This window comes from Occallatibacter sp. (assembly GCF_049802275.1).
Classification (GTDB): domain Bacteria; phylum Acidobacteriota; class Terriglobia; order Terriglobales; family Acidobacteriaceae; genus Telmatobacter.
Genome location: NZ_JBARMD010000353.1, coordinates 1 through 23,556, shown reverse-complemented (window position 1 = coordinate 23,556; position 23,556 = coordinate 1). Strand labels below are relative to the sequence as shown.

The 23,556-nt window shown below is 57.4% G+C and carries 17 protein-coding genes; 14 read left to right on the top strand and 3 right to left on the bottom strand.

Going from position 1 to position 23,556, the window contains the following annotated elements:
* The 14 genes from WA354_RS12335 to WA354_RS12270 all read left to right on the top strand — a co-directional run.
* The coding region (locus tag WA354_RS12335) for a deoxyribodipyrimidine photo-lyase (RefSeq protein ID WP_472813311.1) at nucleotides 1-1,314 on the top strand (1,314 nt) is incomplete at its 5' end.
* 444 nt (nucleotides 1,315-1,758) lie between these two features.
* A complete protein-coding gene (locus tag WA354_RS12330) occupies nucleotides 1,759-6,666 on the top strand; it encodes a choice-of-anchor D domain-containing protein (RefSeq protein WP_472813310.1) in 4,908 nt (1,635 codons plus the stop codon).
* Between the two features lie 155 nt (nucleotides 6,667-6,821).
* Nucleotides 6,822-7,133: an Asp-tRNA(Asn)/Glu-tRNA(Gln) amidotransferase subunit GatC gene (gatC, locus tag WA354_RS12325; protein WP_472813309.1), complete on the top strand. Its 312-nt coding sequence runs from the start codon at nucleotides 6,822-6,824 to the stop codon at nucleotides 7,131-7,133.
* A 36-nt stretch (nucleotides 7,134-7,169) separates the two neighbouring features.
* On the top strand, nucleotides 7,170-8,621 hold the full coding sequence (gene gatA / locus WA354_RS12320) for an Asp-tRNA(Asn)/Glu-tRNA(Gln) amidotransferase subunit GatA (RefSeq protein WP_472813308.1): 1,452 nt from the start codon (nucleotides 7,170-7,172) through the stop codon (nucleotides 8,619-8,621).
* A 15-nt stretch (nucleotides 8,622-8,636) separates the two neighbouring features.
* Entirely contained in the window at nucleotides 8,637-9,368 is a 732-nt protein-coding gene (locus WA354_RS12315; RefSeq protein ID WP_472813307.1) for a hypothetical protein, read from the top strand.
* Between the two features lie 57 nt (nucleotides 9,369-9,425).
* Complete coding sequence (locus tag WA354_RS12310) at nucleotides 9,426-10,016, top strand: FmdE family protein (protein ID WP_472813306.1); 591 nt, start codon at nucleotides 9,426-9,428, stop codon at nucleotides 10,014-10,016.
* Between the two features lie 819 nt (nucleotides 10,017-10,835).
* Complete coding sequence (yajC, locus tag WA354_RS12305) at nucleotides 10,836-11,156, top strand: preprotein translocase subunit YajC (protein WP_472813305.1); 321 nt, start codon at nucleotides 10,836-10,838, stop codon at nucleotides 11,154-11,156.
* Nucleotides 11,157-11,267: 111 nt separating this feature from the next.
* Nucleotides 11,268-12,893, top strand: coding sequence for a protein translocase subunit SecD (gene secD, locus WA354_RS12300; RefSeq protein ID WP_472813304.1), 1,626 nt, complete (start codon nucleotides 11,268-11,270; stop codon nucleotides 12,891-12,893).
* A 72-nt stretch (nucleotides 12,894-12,965) separates the two neighbouring features.
* Nucleotides 12,966-13,964, top strand: coding sequence for a protein translocase subunit SecF (gene secF / locus WA354_RS12295; RefSeq protein ID WP_472813303.1), 999 nt, complete (start codon nucleotides 12,966-12,968; stop codon nucleotides 13,962-13,964).
* A 158-nt stretch (nucleotides 13,965-14,122) separates the two neighbouring features.
* Nucleotides 14,123-14,845: an energy transducer TonB gene (locus WA354_RS12290; protein ID WP_472813302.1), complete on the top strand. Its 723-nt coding sequence runs from the start codon at nucleotides 14,123-14,125 to the stop codon at nucleotides 14,843-14,845.
* Nucleotides 14,846-15,135: 290 nt separating this feature from the next.
* Nucleotides 15,136-15,873, top strand: coding sequence for a MotA/TolQ/ExbB proton channel family protein (locus tag WA354_RS12285; RefSeq protein ID WP_472813301.1), 738 nt, complete (start codon nucleotides 15,136-15,138; stop codon nucleotides 15,871-15,873).
* A 157-nt stretch (nucleotides 15,874-16,030) separates the two neighbouring features.
* Nucleotides 16,031-16,474, top strand: a complete 444-nt coding sequence (locus tag WA354_RS12280) for an ExbD/TolR family protein (RefSeq protein ID WP_472813300.1) — start codon at nucleotides 16,031-16,033, stop codon at nucleotides 16,472-16,474.
* Between the two features lie 57 nt (nucleotides 16,475-16,531).
* Complete coding sequence (locus WA354_RS12275; protein WP_472813299.1) at nucleotides 16,532-16,972, top strand: biopolymer transporter ExbD; 441 nt, start codon at nucleotides 16,532-16,534, stop codon at nucleotides 16,970-16,972.
* 232 nt (nucleotides 16,973-17,204) lie between these two features.
* Nucleotides 17,205-18,041, top strand: a complete 837-nt coding sequence (locus tag WA354_RS12270) for a tetratricopeptide repeat protein (RefSeq protein ID WP_472813298.1) — start codon at nucleotides 17,205-17,207, stop codon at nucleotides 18,039-18,041.
* Between the two features lie 315 nt (nucleotides 18,042-18,356).
* On the opposite strand, the gene WA354_RS12265 is transcribed toward WA354_RS12270, so the two are convergent.
* From WA354_RS12265 to WA354_RS12255, 3 genes are all read right to left on the bottom strand, one after another.
* Nucleotides 18,357-19,445, bottom strand: a complete 1,089-nt coding sequence (locus WA354_RS12265; RefSeq protein ID WP_472813297.1) for a SurA N-terminal domain-containing protein — start codon at nucleotides 19,443-19,445, stop codon at nucleotides 18,357-18,359.
* Between the two features lie 185 nt (nucleotides 19,446-19,630).
* A complete protein-coding gene (locus WA354_RS12260) occupies nucleotides 19,631-20,566 on the bottom strand; it encodes a DsbA family protein (RefSeq protein ID WP_472813296.1) in 936 nt (311 codons plus the stop codon).
* 161 nt (nucleotides 20,567-20,727) lie between these two features.
* Entirely contained in the window at nucleotides 20,728-23,199 is a 2,472-nt protein-coding gene (locus tag WA354_RS12255) for an LPS-assembly protein LptD (protein ID WP_472813295.1), read from the bottom strand.
* Nucleotides 23,200-23,556: the final 357 nt, after the last annotated feature.

Sequence of the window (23,556 nt, the reverse complement as noted above, 5' to 3'; positions counted from 1 at the left end):
TGGATGCAGCGCGCCATGCGCATCCATGAGAATCCCGCGCTCGACGTTGCGATCGATGCCGCAAACCTGCTTGGCCTGCCAGTCGTTGTCTTCTTCTCTGTGATTCCCAACTACCCCAACGCCAACCTCCGCCACTATCACTTCATGCAGCCGGGCCTGCGCGACGTGGAAGAAGACGCCAAAGAACGCGGCGTTGGCTTCGTTCTTCGCCGCCACCCTGACAACTCCCTCGAAAAGTTCCTCGAGGATGTGGACGCAGCCATGCTGATTGGCGACGAAAACCCCTGCCGCGAACCCGAACGCTGGCGCAAGGTTCTCGCTCGGCGGTTGAAACTGCCGTACTGGACCGTCGACGCCGACGTCGTCGTGCCCTCGGCCATATTCGGGCGCGATTACTTCCTGCTTCAGCACTTGCGCCCGCACCTCAACGGTGCACTGCCAGAATTCCTGGTGGCCCCGCACTGCCCCAAACCGCAATATGCGTGGCACAAGCCGAGATCCCTCGCCTGCGAATCACTGGCACACGACATCACCGCCGGGTTCAAAGACCTCGATCGCACCATCCGGCCCGTCGATACTTTTACCGGTGGAACGCACGCGGCCCTCAAGCACCTTAGGGACTTCGTCAGCCACGGACTGAAAGACTACATCGATAAGCGCAACCATCCCGAGCTGAACGGCACCAGCCGGCTTTCGCCTTACCTACACTTCGGAAACATCGGCCCGCTCACGATCGCACTCGCAGTCGAAGACGCACTTGCCAATGGCCACATTGGCCAGGCCGCCCGCGATCGCTTCCTCGACCAAGTCATCGCCTGGCGTGAACTCTCAGTTCTCTTCGTCAAGCACAACGACAACTACGACAACTGGGAATGCGCCGAACCCTGGGCGCGCCGAACGCTGACAGAACACGCCGGCGATGCACGGAGCTATCGCTACTCCTTCGAACGACTGGAACGCGCGGAAACCCACGACGATCTCTGGAATGCGGCGCAGCGCCAAATGACCGAGACCGGCTGGATGCACAACTACATGCGAATGTACTGGGCCAAGATGATCCTCGAATGGGCGCCGGATCCCGGACGGGCCTACGAGTGGGCCGTCATTCTCAACGACCGCTATGAACTCGATGGCCGCGATCCCAACGGTTACGCCGGGATCGCCTGGGCAATCGTCGGCAAGCACGACCGCCCCTGGTTCAATCGCCCGATCTTCGGCCTGGTACGATCCATGTCGGGAGCTTCAACTTCGAAAAAATTCAACTCCCACGCCTATATCGAACAACACAGCGGAGGCGCAAGCCGGCCTCACTAAACGAGTCGAGTCCTTTCACATAGAGATGTAGCGGCGGTCACATCTCTCCACGACCGGTGTGGCCCTAAAATGGGACACAATTTCAACCCCGGAAACTGGATGTTCCGCGCTGGGTAATTCATTGGATTTTACTTAGCTTCCCTCGGAGGATCGGTGTGGGAGGCGGGAATCGGATCCTGTGCGCGCGTGACGATTTCGGCAAGTAGGAGTGCCTCCAGGCATTCAAGCCGGCAATTCGCCATGGTTTGCGCCCTGACGGCCGTCGCGATGACCGCAACTTTCGTCCCCGCGGCGCGGGGTCAAGACGCGATTGCATTAAGCCGAAGCACAACCGCAACTGCCGCCCCACCTCGCGTCACTCAAGCGCGAAGATTCCTCATTCGGCGCAACTGGCCGCGAAGTCAATCCACCGCTGCTTCCGATCGGTCGCGAATCGACCCGGCCGTGTCGCATCCATCGATCTCGACGTCAGACTCTTCCAACGCCTCGACTGCGATTTGGCAGCCGCTCGGCCCCTCCGCCATTATTTCGCCAAACTTCGGCCTCGTCACCGGCCGAGTCTCAGCCATCGCCATCGATCCCTCCGATCCAACCGGGAACCGCGTCTTCGTCGGAACGACAGGCGGCGGTGTCTGGCTATCCCAGAATGCAGGCACATCCGGCTCAGTCGGGTTCACACCGCTTACCGATGCTCCTGCCGGATTCGACGCGGTCCGCTACGCCTCCATCAGCATCGGCGCGGTTACGGTTCAGCCCGGTGGCACTGGCGTAGTTCTGGCTGGAACCGGCGACCCCAACGATGCGCTCGACTCCTACTACGGCGCAGGCGTATTGCGCTCGCCGGATGGCGGTAACAGCTGGACGGTCATGTCTCACACCTCAGATGAGATGTTCTCCTTTCAGGGAGAGGGATTTGCGGGATTCGCGTGGAGCACCGTGAATCCGCAACTGGTCGTGGCGGCCGTCTCGCAGGCCTACGAAGGCACCCTGGTCGACGCACAACTCTCCCGTGTCAGCTATGCGGGAATTTACTACTCCTCCGATGCGGGCGCTACATGGTCTCTCGCAACCATCACCGACTCTCCGGGCCAGGACGCCCAGGGTCCGCTTGATATGTTTGCGGGTCCCAATGGCAATTCCGCTACGTCCGTCATCTGGAATCCTGTACGCCGGATCTTCATCGCCGCCGTCCGTTTTCACGGCTACTACCAGTCCAGCGACGCCATGAAGTGGACCCGCATGACCGCACAGCCGGGAAGCGGCCTCACAACGAAAATGTGTCCCACCAATCCTGGCGGCATCGGCTCCATCGCGTGCCCCATCCTCCGCGGCGCCCTGGCTGTCAACCCGCTCACCGGCGACACCTTTGCCTGGACTGTGGATCTCAATAATCAGGATCAGGGTCTCTGGCAGGATGCTTGCTCCATCTCCAGCGGAACTTGCGGCAACCAGACGGTTGCATTTGCGCAACGATGGAGCACCGCGCAGCTTGAAACCAACACCAGCCTGGGAACAGCTACGATCGCCAACGGCGACTACAATCTCGTCCTTGCGGCCGTCCCCTCGCAGCAGGACACGATGCTGATTGCCGGCGCCAACGACCTGTGGCGTTGCAACCTGGCCATGGGTTGTATCTGGCGCAACACCACCAACGCAACCACATGCATGAGCGCGCAGGTTGCTCCGTATCAGCATGCGCTCGCATGGAATCCTTCCAACCCGCAAGAGGTCTTCATCGGCAACGACAGCGGCCTGTGGCGCTCAACCGACGCCATCGGCGAAACCGGATCTGTCTGCTCGCCCACCGACGCTTCTCACTTCCAGAATCTCAACGCCGGCCTCGGATCGCTCGCAGAAGTCGAGAGCTTGTCCCAGGTAGGCGGCTCGCCTTACACCATGATGGCCGGGTTCGGCGCAAACGGCACCGCCGGTGTAAAAAGCACAACTGGGCCCATGACTGAGTGGCCGCAGATACTCAGCGGCGAGGGCGGCCCGGTCGCGATCGACCCCGTCAACCCGTCGAATTGGTATGCAAACAACAGTGCGGGTGTTTCGATCTATCGCTGCTCGCAGACGGGAAACTGCACTCCGAGCGATTTCGGCGCAACACCTGTGGTCACCAACGCGGATGTGAACGGCGATGGTTATACCATGACGTCTGCTGCCCCGTTCATTGTCGACCCGCTTAACAGTTCACAGTTGCTGGTTGGCACATGCCGCCTGTGGCGAGGGCCAAATGACGGCTCCAACTGGACGGGCGCGAATGCCATCAGCCCGATGCTGGACGGCATCTCAGGTTTGAGCTACTGCAGCGGTGACGCGCTCATACGCACCATCGCTGCGATGCCGCTGTCTGACGGAACAGAAGCGATCTACGTCGGGTTGTACGGCGCCCAGGATGGCGGTGCGATCCTTGCCGGCCACGTACTCAAAGCCACCTACAATCCTGCCGGCACCTCCATGCCTGTATGGCGGGACCTCACGCTGAACCCGGTGCTCAACGATCAGACGAAGCTGAACTACTACGGGCTCGACATATCGAGTATCTTCATCGATCCCCACGACGCAACGGCCAGCACGGTTTACATTACAGTCGAAGGTGCGGAAGATTCACTCCACTCCATCCGCACTATTTACGGCTCAACCGACGGCGGCGCGCATTGGTCCGAGCTGACATCGAACCTTCCGCATTCTCCCGCGAATGCAGTCGTGATCGATCCCCAGGATGCGAGCACAGCCTATATCGCAACCGACGAGGGCGTCTACTCGACCCGTCAAATCGCGACCTGCTCCAACGGTCCGTCGAATTGCTGGTCGGTCTTCGGCGCCGGCCTTCCATTCGCCCCCGTTGTTCAATTGAGCGCGGCGGGCGCCACAACTTCCCCCAACGTGCTAGTGGCCGGAAGCTACGGGCGGGGTGTCTGGCAGATTCCGTTGTGGACCTCTGGAACGCAGCTAACCACAGCGTCCACAGAGCCAGGTCCCCTGAGCTTTGGTTCTCAGCCTGTGGGAACCACAAGTAGCGCTAAGTTGTTGACACTCACAAACACCGGCGGAGTTGCGCTCGTTGTCACTTCGATATCCGCAAGCACCAATTTCAGCGAGACGGACGACTGTGTAAACAATGCCGTGAATGCGGGTGGTAATTGCGCAATCCAGGTGAGCTTCACGCCTGGCCAAACAGGAAACCTTGCGGGACAACTGACAATCAACGCGAATATCTCCGGCGGGGAGATTTTGATCCCGCTTTCCGGTGCAGGTACGAGTGCAGGACTTGTGACGGCGTTGCCGGGCAGCTTGAGCTTCGGCCAGGTTCAGATCGGAACAACATCATCGGCATTGCCCGTTACCGTCGAGAACGCAGGCAGCGCCGCCGTCGCCGTATCCGGCATGACGGTAACTCCGCCATTCGTTCTGGCAGCAAACGGCTGTGGCTCATCGCTTGCGGCAAACAGTGATTGCGCTCTTTCTCTCACCTTTGCTCCAACACAGGCTGGCGGCGCAACTGGCACACTCTCGCTTGTCGATGCCGCGGGCACCCAGACCGTCGCCCTCAGTGGCAGCGGCGCAAACGCAGCTACCGACGCGCTCGCGCCCACATCGCTGAACTTTCCAGATACTGCCTCCCTACAACAATCAGCCGCGCAAAATATCACTCTGACCAACAACGGCGATCTGCCACTCACTTCGATTGGCGCCACAGTCAGCGCCGGTTTTCAGTTTTCGAGTTCCTGTGGAACTCAGCTGACCGGCCATGCGAGCTGCGTTATAAGCGTTGTGTTTGTCCCAACGGTGATCGGTCGTATAAGTGGGAATCTCAGCGTCTCTGATGCCATCAAGACACAAATCGTCGCACTCTCCGGCACAGGGCTGCAGCCGTCCGCAATCGGTGTGACTCCAACGCAACTTTCTTTCTCTGCGCAGCCCATCGGTCAAGCCTCCCCGCCAATCACGCTCAGTATCAGCAACACGGGGGGCGCGCCGATGAACAACATTGGTTTTCAGATCGCAGGCCAGTCTGCATCGAGCTTTTCATGGAGCGCAAACAGCTGCGGGGCATTGTTGAACAGCGGAAGCAGTTGCAAGGTTCAAGTGACCTTCGCCCCGGCAGTTGCGGGTCAACTGACGGCTACACTGATCGTAACTTCCTCAACACTCGGTGTCGCGCCGGTCCAGGTGCCACTTAGCGGCATTGGCCAGGCTCCCTCCGGAATTACCATAACCCCGTCGCAAATGATGTTTACGCAAGCGACGCTCGGCCAGGCGAGCGCTGCACAAACCGCGATCATCACGAATACAGGCAGCGCTGCAGCGAGCGGCATCGCGCTTTCAGTTCCGCCGCCCTTCAGCCTTGTTCAGAACACATGCAGTGCGACCCTCGCGGCTGGCGGAAGCTGCTCGGCCGGAGTTAGCTTCACACCCACTGCAAACGGAGTGGTTGCAGGCGCGCTCACGGTTAGCTCTTCGGCTTTCGTCATCGCGGCTACTGCGTCACTGACTGGAATTGGTGGCGCAGCAGGTTCCGTGCAGATGCTGCCGGCGTCTCTCTCCTTTTCCGCAACCGGCGTCGGTGGCGCCAGTGCAACACAGAATGTAGCGCTCACGAATATTGGCGCTATAGCGCTTGCCGGACTTACTCTTTCAACTTCGAGTGGCTTTCAGCTTGGGTCGACAACCTGCGCGTCAACACTTGCGGTTGGAGCCGGCTGTACGGCGCAGGTCGCATTTTCCCCATCAAGCGCAGGGCAGCAAACTGGCAGTCTCACCATCTCGAGTTCAACTCTCGCGACACCTATGCAGGTAGCTCTCTCCGGCATGGGATTCGATTTCTCCGTTTCGACAGCAGGTCAGTCGAGCCAGACGGTTGCAAGCGGGCAGACAGCCAGCTTCACAATTAACCTGGCGACGATGAGCGGATCGAGCGGAACTTTCATCTTCGCCTGCAGTTCGCTTCCAGCCAATTCCGCCTGCACCTTCAACCCCACCAGCGAGGTTGTTTCAGCAAACGCCACGGGAAACGCTACCGTAAAGATCGCAACCGGTCTTTCTTCGACTTCCTCGCAGAATGCCAGACCATTCTCGTCCCGGATACTTTTCGTTGCGCTTGGCCTCTTTGTTGTTCCCATTGCATTCGCCCGCAGACGCCGCAATGTGCTCTTGATCGCGATCATTTTGCTAAGTTCGTTTGGCATTACAAGCTGCGCGGGCGCAGGCGGTGGCGGTGGCGGAGGCGGCGCGACACCTCCAGGTGCCACCAACGAAAACACACCGCCGGGTACGTATCCCGTGGTTGTGACAGCGACAGCAAATGGACTCTCACACAAGATCACAGTTAGCTTGACGGTGGATTAGCGGTATGAGCTGCCGTGCAAAGTTTCGTGGCTACACCCTGAATGGAGACTAATAAAGGAGCGGCTATACTTTAATTTCAACCATGATGCGCGGCGACCGGGCCAGACTGCTACGTCCAACGCGCATGCGATCGCCATCGTGAGGATGTCTTAAAAATGACCGCCAATGTGACCCTTCAGGACGTGAAACGTGTGGCCGAGCTGGCCCATCTCGAACTGACTCCGGACGAAAGCCAGGGTATGCTTTACGATCTGAACGCGATTCTCGACCACGTCGCCCAGTTGAATGAACTGGACACGAGCACCGTGGCTCCGTTGGCACAGGTGAGCGAGTTGGGAGACGCCGGCGGCGAAGGGTCGCTTCGGAAGGATGCAGTGCGGCCCTCCCTTGATCGCGCCGCGGTGATGGCTGAGGCACCGGAGAGCGACCAGGTTTTCTTCAAAGTGCCGAAGGTGATTGAAAGATAGCTGATAGAAGGGAACTCCGCCTTGCCGAGCGAAACCATGACGACTGAAAGCTACGTTGAAAAGCCGAAGACCCTTTCAGAGTTGCGCGAGGGCATTGCTTCCGGGCGGCTGAAGGCCACCGGTCTCGCCACCAGCTATTACGAGCGCATCGAGCAGGTGAATCCAGCGTTGAATGTCTATCTCAGCCTTACAAAAAATCGCGCCTTCGCACAGGCTGCCCGGGTAGATGCGGCCGCCGCCAAAGGCGATCCCCTCGGTCCGCTTGCCGGCATACCCGTCGGCATCAAGGATGTGCTGGTGATGCGTGGCGCACCTGCGACGGCGGGTTCGAAGATTCTCAAGGGCTACCATCCGCCCTATGACGCTACGGTGGTCGCGAAACTGGAGGCGGCTGGTGCCACACTTCTCGGCAAGCTGAACTGCGATGAGTTTGCCATGGGCTCTTCGAACGAGAACTCGGCCTACGGCCCGGTACGCAATCCAGTTGATACTGACCGCGTCCCGGGCGGTTCCAGCGGTGGATCAGCAGCAGCGGTTGCCGCCAATATAGCCGTCGCGACCCTCGGCACTGATACCGGTGGATCCATTCGCCAGCCTGCGAGCTTTTGCGGAGTGGTCGGAGTTCTTCCAACGTATGGTCGCGTTTCGCGCTACGGGCTGATCGCCTTTGCCTCGTCTCTTGACCGCGTCGGTCCGTTCGCAGCCAATGTTCGCGACGCTGCCACGTTGCTCAGTGTCATTGCGGGCCATGATCCTTGCGACGCCACCAGTTCTCCCGCTCCTGTAGCCGACTACGCAGCCGAAAGCGACAAGGGCGTTGAGGGCCTGCGCATTGGAGTGCCCGCTGAATACTTCGGCGAAGGCCTCGACCCGGAAGTCCGCGATCGCATTGAGACGGGCATCGAGTCTTTGAAGAAAGCTGGCTGCACCGTCAAGCCGGTCTCGCTTCCGCACACTCGTTATGCCATTCCGACCTACTACCTCGTTGCCACTGCCGAAGCCAGTGCCAACCTCGCGCGCTTCGATGGTGTGCGCTTCGGCTATCGTTCGCCGTCTTCAGCCACGCTTTCTGACATGTACAGCCACTCGCGCGACGAAGGGTTTGGCGCCGAAGTGAAGCGCCGCATTATGCTCGGCACTTACGCGCTTTCGGCCGGCTACTACGATGCTTACTACCTCAAAGCGCAGAAGGTCCGGCGCCTCCTCGCCGACGATTTTCTCCGCACCTTTGCTGACGTAGATGCCATCGTCACCCCCACGGCGCCTACTCCGGCGTTCAAGCTGGGAGAGAAGACCGGCAATCCCCTCGCCATGTACCTGGCCGATATCTACACCGTGACAGCGAGCCTTGCTGGCATCTGTGGCGTGACAGTCCCGTGTGGTGCGACAAAGGCCGGCCTTCCCGTTGGCATGCAGATTCTGGCAGCACATCTCAACGAGGCCACAGCATTCCGCGTAGCGCGGGCGGTGGAGGCAGCACAGAGTTAGGAAGCAGGGTTCGTCATGCAAACGGGTAAGACGTTGGCAGCATCAATTGCAGCTCTTGTTTTCATGGGTTGTCTTCAGGCCTCACTCAGCGCAACGCCTCGCAAGCTTCATGTAGTAGGTCTGGGCGCAGTTAAACGCGTACCGTATTCGAAGACCGGTGATCCGGCTGGTGCGGCAATTGGCGAAGACTCCCTCAAAATCAGACCACTGGTCGTTGATGGCGTCGTGAAGGAATGGACCAGCGGCGAATCGCATGACGTGACCGATCGTAGCTTCGTGGTGCGGCGCGTCCTGCGCATCAATGACGAACTTCCCGGAGAGAAGCCCGCGAACTCCAGCACGCATTGGGTGTGGCAGCGTGGTCCCTGGCTGCTGGTTGACCGCGTTACGGGCCACATCGCTGCGCTCAAGTTGCCGGATTACGATCCCGGGGTCAGCCAGGTGATCTGGTTTCGAGACTACGCCGCGTATTGCGGCCTGACGGCCAGCGGAAAGAGCCTTTACGCAGTCGTCGCCCAGTTGGCTGTCCGCAAGCCAATGCTCGCAAAAAAGCTCGACGGGTTTGATCCCGCCAGCCGAACGGAGCCAGCCTGCGACACGACCGAGTGGCAGCGTGAACCCTTGCGCGCCACTTTCCATCCGGCCGGCAAGGACGCCATCAGCTTCGACGTTATCCTGGGGTCCGCCGTCCTGGTCGAAGACTCAGAAGACGCTACCGAAACGGCCGCTCCGGCCAAGTCGAATTAGCCGACTTTCACGCCCAGGCCTTGCACGGCGGCGTCGCTTAGGCCAAGCTCAAAGACGATGCTCGAATCCTTCGAGACCCTGTTGCAAAAAGCCGAGGTTGCTCACGGCCATATGTGTGCCGGCCAGATACTTGGTGTCCGCATGTCTCTCCTCGGACTCCATAGCCTTGGCATCGAAAATCCTCTCGGTGCCGATCGCAAGCGGCTCGTTGCATACGTTGAAATTGACCGCTGTGCCACCGACGCCATCGGCATGGTCACCGGCTGCCGGCTGGGTAAGCGCACGCTTAAATTCCGGGACTGGGGGAAGATGGCCGCCACGTTCGTCGACCTATCCAAAGATGCCGGTGTTCGCATCGTCGCGCTCGAGAACTCGCGCGATCTCGCTCGCCAGCTCCATCCTGAAATTGAGAGCAAAAGCCACCAGCAGATGCTGGCCTATCGCGAACTCAGCGACGACCAGTTATTCCGTTTGGAGCGTGTCCGGGTACCTGTCCATCCCTCTGAGTTGCCGGGGTATAAGGCGGACCGCGTCGTGTGTGCCCGTTGCGGCGAGGGTATCAATTTCGGGCGATTCGAAGAAGTTGGCGGTCAACGGCTTTGTCTTAGTTGCGCGCACCCTGAATTGTGCTACTGGACTTCCCTTTGATGCCGGTGTCCGGGGTGGGCGCACCTTGGGTCCGGGAGGATTCCCGCGCGGAGCTGTAACCGGGCCTCGCCCCGGAAACCGATCCTGGAGTCCGCTGCGGCAGGGTACCCAGCGCATATCTGTCTCCGACCCGGATGGAGATCATTGGCTGCTTGTCAATCGATTTGTTCCGGTGGGAAAGCTGCTCGGTCAAACTCCACAGAACCCAGAGCATAAAGGCCAGGGCCAGTCCAAGCGGAACGAGAAATAAGAGCTGAAGGGCTGTAAGTTGCATAGTCTCTTCTTCTGCTTCCAGCAGTCGGTGGACCCTCATTGCGCTGCTGAATCGCCTGGAATATAGAAGACGCGCAAAGATGTAAGGACGGAGAACGAAAACAATAAAGCGTTTATAAAGGTTGCCGACGAAGGTCTCTGCAGTAACGGGCAGAGGTTCGCCTTTGTCCCATTCATCACCGCCTGCGTCCTGTCCTTGACACGGCAACGGCTGCGCATTTCTTATCTGTAGTAGGCCTTCTTTTTGAAGCGTGGCTGGAGTGTGCGCCGGGACCGTGTGGCGCGCTTCTTCGTTGGCTTTTTAGAGAAGTCCTTGTCGAACAGGAAGCAGAAGGTGAGCTGGGTCACTGGTTTGGCCTTGGCAGAGGCAGTAGAGTACGCTTGTCGGGTTAAATCAAGGGATTTCAGGTTCTACAGCCTGTGCCGGAAGCACCAGGAGGCCAGGACGATTCCCGGAGACAAAATTGTTTTGCAGGCTTCTGCCTCGCGGAAGAGCCTGCGCCCTGAGCGCCGGAGTATCGGCAACCGGGCAAGTAAAGGATGGATGTGACGACAAGTCTTGCATTATTGGCGGCTGCGCCCGCCGGGGGCGGAAGCGGCATTACGATGCTTCCGCTTTTGTTATTGATTCCCCTCATGTATTTCGTCATGATTCGGCCGCAGCAGAAGCGTCAGAAGCAATGGCAGCAAATGCTTGGCAGTATCAAGACCGGGGACAAGGTGACCACGGCAGGAGGCATCCGCGGGATTATCCTGTCCATCAAGGATGACACGATCATCATTCGCGTCGCTCCCGATAACCTCAAGCTCGAAGTAGCCAAGAGCGCAATTGCGTCCGTGACCACGCAGGAAGAACCAGGTTCTTGAGTTTTTCGCGGGTCGCGGGATGCCAGGCCAACGCATTCCGTCCGTCGATCGAGAGACCAGTCAACGAAAAGTCGTAAAATCGACAGCGGTTCGAACTAGAGAATTGGAACAATGAAGAAGAATCTCAAGCAGAAGATTGTCATTATCATCGGAGTGCTGGTCGTATTTCTCTACGGCGCTTTCTTCGGATTCGATGTACCCAAGCTTGGCGGCGGTGAGCCGTTGCTCTCGCAGCTTACACAGCACATCCATCTTGGACTGGACCTTCAGGGGGGCGTTCACCTGATTCTGCAGGTCCAGGTAAAGGAAGCGGTCAACACCGAGACCGACAATACGGTCGCTCGGATTGAGCAGGACCTCAAGACGGCGAAGTTGACGTTTTCGCAAGTCACCAAGCCGGATCCGGCCCATCCAGAGAAGATTCGCGTCGAAGGAATCAATCCGACGCAATCCAGCGCGGTGCAGTCACTTCTCGACAGCAAGTACTCCAGCGAGTACGACGTGAGCAGTGGCAGCGATAACGCCGTGACCGTCACGATGAAGCCGAACATCGAAAAGGCGCTCGACGACAGGACCGTCCAGAACACGATTGAAGTGATTCGCGACCGCGTCGACACCCTCGGTGTCAGCGAGCCCGTCATTCAGCAGTATGGTCTCGGCGACAATCAAATTCTTGTCGAACTCCCAGGCATCTCCGACCTTGACCGGGTAAAGACCCTCATCCAATCGACCGCGCGACTTGAGATTCACGCCGTAGTAGGTGGGCCCTATCCCGATGAGCAGGCAGCACTGGCCAGCGTCGGCGGCGCGCTTCCTCCCGATCAGGAACTGGTCCACGGCTCCGGATCCATGGCCACCGGCTCGGATGCCGACAGTGTTTATGTGCTGCAGCGGGTTGCGATCGTAGCCGGCACCGACTTCCGATCCGCCGATCCAGGCACCGATTCCAACACCGGACAGAGAACGGTTCACTTTACGCTTACCAACGAAGCGGGCGACAAGTTCTGGGACTACACCAGCGCGAACGTGGGCCACAGCATGGCCGTCGTTCTCGGTGGCCGGGTGAAGGAAGTCGCCAACATCGAAAGCGCAATTCGCGACTCCGGCGAGATTCGCGGCAGCTTCTCGCAGGATGAGGTCGCCGTGCTGTCCAAGATGCTCCGCACCGGCGCATTGCCGGCGTCGCTGAACTATCTCGAAGACCGGACCGTCGGCGCGTCACTCGGCTCAGATTCGATCAAGCAGGGTGTCACTGCGGCGATTGTGGGCGTCCTGCTGGTGATGGTTTTCATGCTGATTTATTACAGGGGATCGGGCATTAATGCTGATCTTGCACTGTTCCTGAACCTTGTCATCCTGCTCGGATTCATGGGGTTCTCAGGCGCAACGCTTACCCTGCCGGGCATTGCTGGAGTCATTCTGACCATTGGTATGGGTGTCGACTCCAACGTACTCATCTTTGAGCGCATCCGTGAAGAAGTGCGTGCCGGCAAGGCGCCTTCCGCAGCTGTCGATCAGGGATTTGCGCACGCCTGGACGACGATCGTTGATACGCACGTGACCACCATCGTTTCGGCCTTGATCCTCATCATCGTCGGCAACGGGCCTGTGAGAGGATTCGCAGTTACCCTCACCTTTGGTTTGCTGGCTAACTTGTTCACAGCCGTTTACGTATCCAGGGTGATCTTCGATACCCATGTGAACAATCTCAAGCCGGGCGAGCTCGTTTCGATTTAGTTCGACTACGGGCAGGGAAGTAATCATTGCACCGGAACCGTGTGGTTCCGGATAGAGGAAGGCAGAGAATCAGTGGAATTCTTTCGTGGCGTTAATGTCGATTGGTTGGGGAAGAAGTGGTATTTCCTGGCCTTTTCACTCATCTTCAGCGTCTCCGGCATTCTCTCGATGGCGGCGCACTGGGCGCATCCTGTAGGCGGCGTTCACAGCCCTGTCCCGCTCGGGGTCGACTTCCGCGGTGGCACCGAGGTCCAGGTTAAGTTCGCGCAGCCGCCGGATATCTCAAAGATTCGTGCCGCGATCGAGGCCGATGGAGTCCGGGACGCAAAGATCCAGAATTACAATGGTTCGGCGTCCAATGAGGTGCTTATCAGCCTGCCTGAGCAGAGCAATGAGACTTCTCTGGATACGGGAAGGCAAATAGTTGTCAACGCTCTGCGCCAACACTATGCAAATCCATTCGCGGATTCCGATGTGAAGGTGGACGTGGTTGGACCCACAGTTGGCCGCCAGTTAGAAATGAAGGCTATTGAAGCTACACTTCTATCTCTGGCGGGAATGCTTGTGTATCTCTGGTTCCGGTTCCAGCTTATCTACGGAATTGCCGCAGTGGTCGCATGCTTCCACGACACCCTGATTACGGTTGGCGCCTTTGCTTTGCTTGATTCATTTGGTTTCAAGGGAATGGAAATCAGCCTCACCGTCATTGCGGCTATTTTGACGCTGGTTGGCTACTCCATGAACGACACCATCGTCGTATTCGACCGCATCCGGGAGAATCTTCGTCTGAGCCGGCGCGAGTCTCTGCCTGACGTGGTTAATCGCAGCATCAACCAGACCCTGAGCCGAACCGTACTTACCTCGGGGCTGACATTTTTGACAGTGCTTTCTCTGTTTGTCTACGGAGGACCCGTTCTGAGAGGATTTTCCTTCGCCTTAGTGGTCGGAATTCTAATCGGAACCTACTCCTCCATTGCGATTGCCGCTCCAATGCTGGTGGCCTGGCAGCAATGGCGGGCGGGGAGCAGCAAATCGGCCGTTCTTCCAGCAGCCAAGCGGTCCAAGGCCTAGAGCTTCGAAGCTCTAGTTTTACAGCGACCTTTGCATGTAGTGCGCAGTTCTGATATAGGTGAAGCACGCTTTTTGTGAGCGTTTTAGAGCGCGGGAACATTTGAACTTCCCGCGGTGTCTAAGTAGAAGTAACCGACACCCCGATTCGAGGCTGGCCCATGTTTGAAGATTCCACATTTGAATCAGGCGGAAAGATCAAGAGCAAGAGCGGTCGTTGGATGATCGTGACGGGCGTTATCAATCTTGGCATCTTGATCACGATGATTCTTATCCCGCTGATCTACCCAGAGGCGTTGCCCAAAGCGATGATGCAGACCTTGTTGGTTGCTCCACCGCCGCCACCACCGCCACCGCCACCGCCACCACCAGCTGAGATCATAAAAGTGGTGCACGTGCAGTCTGAGATGATGAACAACCAGCTGATCGCTCCGACCAAGATACCGAAGGACATCAAGCAGGTCGCCGAGAAAGAAGCGCCGCCGAGCTCGTTTGGCGTAGCTGGCGCAGAAGGTCTCGGTGGCAGCGCCGGTGGAGTGATGGGAAGCGTGTTCGGCTCCGGTTCGGGGCCCAAGGTGCAAGCTGCTCCGCCCAAGAAGGTCAATATCTCCGCCGGCGTCGCGCAGGGCATGTTGATCCAGAAGACCACGCCAATGTATCCGCCGATTGCCAAAGCAGCGCGCGTCTCCGGCACGGTCGTGATCCAGGCGATGATTTCGAAACAGGGTACCATTGAGAATCTTCACGTGGTCAGTGGGCCAGCGATGTTGCAGCAAGCGGCCCTGGATGCTGTGAAGACCTGGCGTTATCGGCCTTACCTGCTCAATAATGAGCCAGTCGAAGTGGAGACTACGGTGAACGTGATCTTCACTCTCGGCGGATAGTTTCGTCTTTGGCTCTTTCTCGAATGAGAAAGAGCCTTGTTTTTGACCTGAATGCGAATCCCGAAAGAGCCGCATTCCAAAATCGCAAACCGGGGATGATGGGATCCCAGGCAACAACACTCCTTCCGTCGGGCACTGCTCTTCACCTCATGAGGACTCAATCCTGAGATCAGGCAGTGAGCGACGGGTAAGATTGAAGATCGTCAGGAGTCAGTTTCCCCGGCAATGTTTTAATCGATCCGCGAAAACGGGTAGTCAAAGTACACAACTCCTTAGGAGGAACGAATCAAGTGATTCTCGCTCAGCTCGCACATTTCGCTTCGCACACGGTCAACAGTCTGGCATTTTTTCAGGAAGAGCAGACAGTAAGCTTTAGCCCGCTCGGGCTGTGGCAACACATGGGATGGCCAGCGCGTACCATCGCGATCATCCTGTTCATCGAGTCGATCTGGTCGCTGGCCGTCATGATCGACCGCTACCTCTACTTTTCAGCCGCCCGCAAGCAGTCGCGTGAGTTCGCGCCTAAAGTTGCCGGTGCGTTGAAAGATAGCAAGCTTGAAGAAGCAATCAAGATTGCCGATCGCAACAAGAAGTCTCACCTGGCTGAAGTCGTTACCGCAGGCTTGCAGGAATTCCGCGCTTCCGGCGGAGCCGCTACCGAGAGCACCATCGAGAGCTCAGGACGCGCATTGGAGCGCGCCGAGGCAATCGTCCATGCCAAGCTCAAGAGAGGACTCGCTGTGCTGGCCACCATCGGCTCCACGGCCCCCTTCGTCGGACTGCTGGGAACGGTTATCGGAATTCTGAACGCTTTCCAACAGATCGCCACACAGAAGACCTCTGGTATCGGCGCAGTCGCCGGCGGTATTTCTGAAGCGCTGGTAACCACGGCATTCGGTCTGCTTGTGGCTATCCCCGCCGTTATGGCGTTCAACTACTTCACCGGTCGTGTCGAAGCCTTCGACGTCGAGATGGATAACTCCTCGAGCGAACTCATCGACTACTTCATCAAGCAGAGCAAGCGCTAAACTTCAGGGTGCAGCCGTCGAGCGAGAGCCTCAGGTGGGCAGGAAAGCCGCAACGCTATCCTGCCCGCTGCTTCAATCGGAACGCTGCAACCTCATCGAGTTGGAGCCGGATGCCCTCCGGTATATGAATTCAATAGGCACGGAGCGGAGCCCTAACATGGGAATTGCGGTTCGTAACGAAGGTACTAAGGTCAACTCCAACATCAACGTGACCCCGATGGTCGATGTGATGCTGGTTTTGCTGATCATCTTCATGGTGATTACCCCCATGCTCCAGAACAAGGTCGCCGTCGACATGGCCAAGGTGGATAATCCCACTCCAATGCCCGATGCCGACAAGGAAGATGCCATCGTGGTGGCTATCACCCGCGACGGCGGTGTGTTCCTTGGCCAGAACAAGGTGGCTACCTCTGAGCTGGGAAGTCTGGTCCGAGACAAGCTTGCTGATACACCGGGCAAAGAGATCTTTATTCGTGCTGATGCCCGTGCGCAATTCCGCGGCGTTGAAGACGCGATTGATGCCGTGCGTACTGCGGGCGTCGATGAAGTAGGCTTGCTCACAAACAAAAAAGAAGGCCCAGGCGGCTTGGGCGGCCAGTAATCATTAACCTTGGAACGCTATACATAACCGATTGCTTTACACGAGGAGTTTGAAGCCATGGCAATGACAGCTGGAGGTAGCAGTGGTGGCGCAATTGGCGACATCAATGTCACCCCGATGATCGACATTCTGCTTGTGCTACTGATCATCTTCATGGTCATCGTGCCGGTTACGCCAAAGGGCCTGGATGCCCTTGTACCGCAACCGCCAAAGAACCCCCAGCAACAGCAGCCACAGAACGACCGCACCATTGTCGTGCAGGTGGTCTATCGCCCGGGGGCGGCACCGTCCTACAAGATCAATGAGACGGACGTTGCCAAATCGGACTTGCTGGCGAAACTGACCGAAATCTATGCGAATCGCGCCGAGCGCGTCATGTTCGTAAAGGGTGACGATGACCTGAACTTCGCCTACATCGCCGAAGTGATCGACATCGCTCATGCGGCCAACGTGGATCACATTGGTTTGATGACGCCAAAGATCATGGCGGGACAGTAAAGCGCAACCTGACTCCCTTCCTCTCCGATTGGGAAGGAAGGGAAAATTGCGGTGACCGCCGAAAGTTTTGGCTGTGCAACAGGGTCTTCGACGTTCGAAGAACACAGTTTGCTCAGGGGGAACAGGAGTACAATTTGGCCTGCCTGGTTTCGGAGTCTCCCGCCCGCATCCAGGTGCATGATTTACAAGGTGCGCGATCGCTACGCACGACCTGAAGGAGAAGAATAAGAACATGAATGGACCCGCACGAATTACGGCGCTCACGGTTGCTCTAGCCGGCATGGTGCTTTCCATGGGCGGGTGCAACCGCCTGCAAGCCCGTGATCAGTTGAACAAGGGAGTGGAGGCGTACAAGTCCGCCCGCTATGAAGAGGCGATTGGACACTTCCAGAAAGCCACTGAACTGGATCCCAGTCTGCCGATGGCAAAGAGTTACCTGGCCACGGCACTCGCGCAAAACGTTGTTCCCGGCCTCTCTACTCCTGAAAATCTGAAGAATGCTCAACAGGCAATCAGTATTTTCCAGGAGGTTCTAGCCAAGGAGCCAAACGACGTCAACAGCCTCAAGCAGATTGCGGCAATTTACTTCAGCATCAAGAAATTCGACGAGGCCAAGGATTATCAGAAGAAGGTTTTGGCGGTCGATCCAAAGGATCCTGAGGCTGCCTACACTGTTGGCGTGATTGACTGGACGCTGGCCCACGAAAATACCTTGAAAGCGCTTGCAAGCGTCAACATGAATGACGATGGCGAAGGCAACGTGAAGGCGCCAAAGAAGGTTCTGCAGGAGATCAAGGAGCAGAACGAACCGCTGGTTGATGAAGGAATTCAGTATATAAACCAAGCCTTGGCGAACCGTGCCAACTACGACGAGGCAATGTCATACGCCAACTTGTTGTATCGCCGCAAGGCGGATGTCGATTACGCCGACCCCGCAGCGGTGAAGGCGGACGTCGCCGCCGCCAAGGAATGGAGTTCCAAGGCCATGGGCACCCGCAAGACCAACGAAGCGAAGAAGGATAAGGGGCCGGGCGGAATCACCATGGATTCAAGCGGCAACCTCAAGTAGCCGCGGACTCAATCCGAAACCAGAACGGCCTTCGCGGAATGCGGAGGCCGTTTTAGTTATGGATCTCGATCAGAATTTGATTCCAGACCAGCACATCCTCCCGGATGTTGCGCAGGGCAGGCCGTGGCCCATTCAGCCAGCCCATCCAGATTTTGTTGAACAATGTTTCGCTCCTCTCGCAAAAGCACGGAAGCCGGAGGCCGTTATTCTCGGCGACCGGCTCATGAATCAATGGTTCAAGATCTGCTTTTGCCTTTGCCGCGCAGCGGCTGGTTGGGCGCGTTCCATCCCAAGCTTTATAGCAGTTTTGTCCTTTTATCTCGAGCCCTGCTTCAGAATCTGTTCGGCAAAATAGTTCCGCACCTTCGCATCGTCGCGCAGCATTTCGATGTAGGCGATCTGCATCAACTGCGCGTGGCTTTGGCGCAATCCCTGGCGGATATTCTGCTGCACACTGGGATTGTTCAGTTCGCGCTGTCCGGCTGGTTCGCGCCCAATCAGTTTATAAATAGCGTAGCCACTGGCACGTTGAGCCGGTCCTCCACCACCGTACACCGGCAACACGTCCGTGATCTGCCCGACTTTCAGCTTGCTGATTGCAGCGAGCGTGGCAGGATCTCGCTGCTGCAAAGCAGACTCGGAGATAAAGCCCATATCGCCTGCGGTTGAATTTGCATTGGGATCGTCGGAATAATTCATCGCCAACGCGCCGAAATCCTCGCCTGTGGTCAGGCGGTTGCGAACAATCTGGATTTTCTTCCTCGCATCCGCATCGCTCGTGCCTTTGTTGTTCTGCAGACTGCCAGCCTGTTGGGTGGCACCAGTGGTCACCACGATCCAAGCCAGGTGATATTGTGGCTCGATCACGTTGAACTCGGATTTATGTTTTGCATAGTAGCTGTTGATATCAGCGTCTGTGATGTTGATCTTGGATTCGATTTCCTTATTAATCAGCTTGTCGGAAGTCAGCTTCCGTCGAATCTGGAGCTTCAGATCGTCCAGCGTCATATTCTGCTGTTTCAATTTCTTGTCGAACTCTTCGGCCGTATAGGGCGCTTTCAGCTCAATCAATTGGGCATTCACATCTTCGTCAGAGGCCGCAAGATTCAGCTTCGCGGCTGTCTGATCGAGAATCTCGTTGTCAATCAACTGGCGTAAAAGATTGAGCCGGACGATATCGGCCTGCTCGGGGTTGGGGTCCTGCGGTGCATCCCCTTGAGTCGCCTTATAGTTGTTGTAGGCCTTGTCCAGATCGGAACGAAGAATGTCCTTGCCGTTGACGGTCGCCATTACGTCGGGCGAGGGAGCATGCTTGCATGCTGCCAGGGCAACCAGCAAAAGAGTACTTGAAAGGGCCAAGGCAAAGGGCTTGCGCTGCTTGAAGGATAATGCTTGGACTTGCAACCTGTATCTCCTCGGGAGCCTCCCCATCGACCAAGACCTGTGGATGGGACTCCGGATCGTGGCCCCGGTACTACAGGATATATCCCAAGACCGAGGCACCGGAACGAAAGACTCACATGCGGGCTTTTCGAATTTCACGCCAATTCCAGATGCGGAGGACTGGCAGGAAAAGAGATGCCCCGTTATTACTGACCTTTGCCGGCAGGCGGCTCTGGCGTTGCGGGCGGCGGAGGTTCAATTCCGTCTGCACGCAGGGCGCGGTCGATCACCAGCCAGACCTGCTCAGCAGGAAGTGCGCCGTTGATGCGTTCGCCATCGATGAACAGAGCCGGCGTTCCATCCACGCCCAGCGCTTCCGCTTCCTTGGCCGATGCGCGCACCTGGGTCTCATCCTGCTTTGCGAGACAGGCGTTGAGCCTGGCGGTATCCAGCTTCGCCAACGCGCCTTCATCGCGGGCAATGCGATCCAACGCAGCGAAGCTCTTTATCACGTTACGGTCTTCGCCGTTAACTTCCTGTCCGTGCCCATGCACGTAATCCACGAAATTCCAATAAACCTGAGGGCTCTGTGCGGCGAGACAGTTTGCGTCTACCGCAGCGTGCATCGCCCATGGGTGCAACTCGGTGAGCGGGTCGTCTTTATAGACAAATCGCACCTTATCTTTGTACCGGTCCAGCGTCGATGGGAAAAGGGACGAATGCATGCGAGCGCAGAACGGACACTCCAGATCGTCAAAGTTGATGACGGTTACCTTGGCATCCGGATTGCCGCGAATCGGTCGTCCTGCGATGTCGATATTGAAGACGGGGTCTTTTGCCAGATCGAACGTTTCCAGCCGCGCCAACTTCGTGTTATCGGTGGAGATCAGAAAGTCAATCACCTTCTTGGTCGAACCTTGCGACAAGGTGATCGGGAGAGTGTCGTAGCCCGAAATCTGGCTGGATGTACGCTTACCCAGGGCAACGGACACCTCGGGAGGAATGCTGAATTGCGAACGTACCATCACTTCGATGCGCCTGTTCAGCACGGCATCCTGAGCCCCGGAGGAGGCGGTCTGGGCTTTGCAACCTACGGCCAGGCTTAATGCAAGCAGACCGGCCAAAAAATGTATGCGCGACAATTGATTGTCCTCTCATGCAAGGATATCGCAGCCAAGCCCTTGCCGAGCGCAGCTATGGACGATTGCCATATTACTGATTAGTGGACGCCAAGACCGGCGAAAGGCAATCAATCTGCGTCCGCAAAAGGTCATCCGGGCCTTGTCTGGCGGGATGCTAACTTTCAGTATGGAGACGGTGAGGTTGGATCATGGAAGATCGTATTTGACCGGCGAATGTCGCCCACTGACCCGAAGTTAGCGAGCGTAAAGCTGTACAGATATTGGGTTTCGTCGCGGACTGTTCCGAGGGCAAAGCGACGGTATCCCAGACTCAAACCACAGCAATTCCAGTTGTAAACCGCCTGAACACCGGCATATTGCAGCGACCGATCGACAAAATCGTATCCTCCATTTGCCGCCAGATTGAATCCCGCGGCATTGGGCTTTCCGAACTCGATAAACGGCTGCAATTGCTGGCTCTGAATCAGAGACGCGGCGCTCCCTTTTTCGTCGACCGCGTTGAGAAGCGAATGGCCGAGGCCGACGGTAGTTGGTCCCCAGCTGTAGCCGGCAAAGACGTTATCGGCGTCCAGGCGTCCACCCTTCGGGTCGTAGTCCATGTCCCATTCGACGCGCAGATTCTTGATCGCTTCAAAGCGCAGGCGGGAAACGAGCGGAGATAGATTTCTCGGGCCGGTCAGGAATGCAATTCCGGTCAAATCAAGTGTCGTGTCGAAGACATTTCTGCGACCGGGAATGACAGCACCGCCGAATGTCGGGTTCAAAAAGTACTTCTGCCTGATCTCCCAGCTTGCCCATTCACGCGGCTCCGGCAAGCATGTTGTCGCCGCCTCAGTGTCCGCCGCCGTGCAAGGCTGAGCATTCTTGGACCTCAGATAAAAACGTTGTGTGAGTTTGTAGCCCACCTCATTGGTGTCGGTCGCGATGTCTGTGGGATCAAACAACGGGACGTTACGGGCTTTCACGCCGATCCCGCCCACGAAATTGTAAAAGAGCTCTGGTTCAATCACGTGGCGCAGTTCGCGGTTGCCAATCGTGAAGTCTCGCTCCAAGGCCGGCGGTCTCACATCGACTGACGCTTCGAAGTCGCTTCTGTTCAGGGGGTCATGGCTCACGGTCGGTGTGCCGCCATTCTCGCCCGTGAGGTCTGGATTCTGGCTTCCGGTATAGAAGGTTTCGCGGAGCGCGACTTCGGGAACCACGCTCCACCCGCCGCCCATCATCGGCAGCGACAGGTGAGGATAAAGATCGAACCTGCCAAGATTGCGGACGTGAAAGCTGTATTCAGAGCGTCCCAGATAGCTGACCGATGAACCCATTCTCCAGTCGAATGGAGATGTGTGGAGTGGCTCGTTCAAAACATCGAAGCGCAAGCTGGGAAGGTGCAGAATCCGCACCTCGTCACCTTCGGTGGAACTTGCGAAGTTCTGCAGGCGTTCCAAATAGGCCGACGGCACGAGCCCGTTATGGGTGTGTGTCAGAGAGATGGTGCTGTGGACCTCTGAATTCACAGCCTGCAGGTAGTTGTCGTTGAACACCAGCTTGTAGACGTAACTTGAAAGATATTCGACTTGGAGGGCCGCGCGGGTTTGTGAGGTAAGGTCGTAACGGCCGTCCGCGAGAATGTCGGTGCCCCCTTGATTCACCAATTCCGTTGAGGGAGGAATGATGACGCCGCGGTCGAACAGTGCATTCCACTTCACGGTGAACTGGTTCAGGCCCGCACCCTTGTAGCGAAAATCGCCGTTCGGGGCCCAGCCACGTTTGCTGTAGTACTCGGTGCCCACTACCATGTCCATGCTGCGATTGAGAACGATGTAAACCTGTTCGCCCACGATCAATCCACGGATCGTGGAGTTGCTGACAACGGGAATCAACAGCCCGCTTTCACGGCCTGACTCTTCTACGGGATGGCGCAGGTAAGGGAGATAGAAGACTGGAATCCCGAGAAATTTGAAAAACGTGTTCTTTGTGGTCGCCTGGTTGTTGGCCACGGTAATGGCGCGCGCAATCAACTGCCAGTCCGGTTTAGGAAGGCTGCAATTTGTCATGGTTCCATCGACGATCTTGTAGCTTCCTTCACCGGTTTGCAACAGAACTCGGCCCGAGAACAAAAAAGGATTGGTGGTGGAGTAGACCACGGCACGTCCCGCGCGCCTGACGCCCAGCGAGCCGCTGACGTCGAAGAACCGCGCCGTGTGCATGTCGAGCCGCATATCACCGTGCGAAGCGTTAATGAACGCATCGGTCGGGCCGCCCGCTACCTGCAGGTGGCCATCGGCTTCGAGTTCGTAGGTGTCACGGTGATAAACAACCTTGTCGGCTCGAATGATGTAGTCGCGGTAGTGGACCACGACTCCGCCGGTTCCCGTCCACGTGTTGGCCACCCAGGTCTGGCGATCAGCCTGCAATTGAACAGGCACGCCGCTTGCCGGAATAGGCTCAGGTTTTGCGATGGGAATGGCTTCCTGTCCGGGGTCGTCGGGAAGCTGGGACGCGGATAATCTCTGACTGCCGCTTGCAACTGTCGCTGGACTCTGTGCAGGGGGTAACGCATTGGTTAACGCCTGTCCGACAAGTTGCAGGTGACAGAGGGTTATCACCGTGATAAACACGAGATTACGAGGCTGCATCCGAGGGCCAAAGCCAGCATAGCAAATGCGAGCGCTGGTTCATGGGTTTCGACAGTTTCTCCGAACCCGGGATGTTATCGAAACACTAACCGCGAGGATTCTTAAAAAGATCCGCGGTGATTGGGATCCAACAGGATCAGTCGACTGATCCTGGGAACATATCGAAGGGATTGAGAGTTTTGAGCACACTGGCCAGCTCGCCTACCCCACTTCCATCATGGAAGCAGGAAGTGAATCGTCGCCTAGCAGAGCATAAGAATCGCAAAGGTATCTCGGTTGTCGACGAGGATGCTCCCGACGATGGACAGGTATCGGCGAACAGCCGGGCCGCGGCAGCCGCAGCGCGCGTCGCCGCCC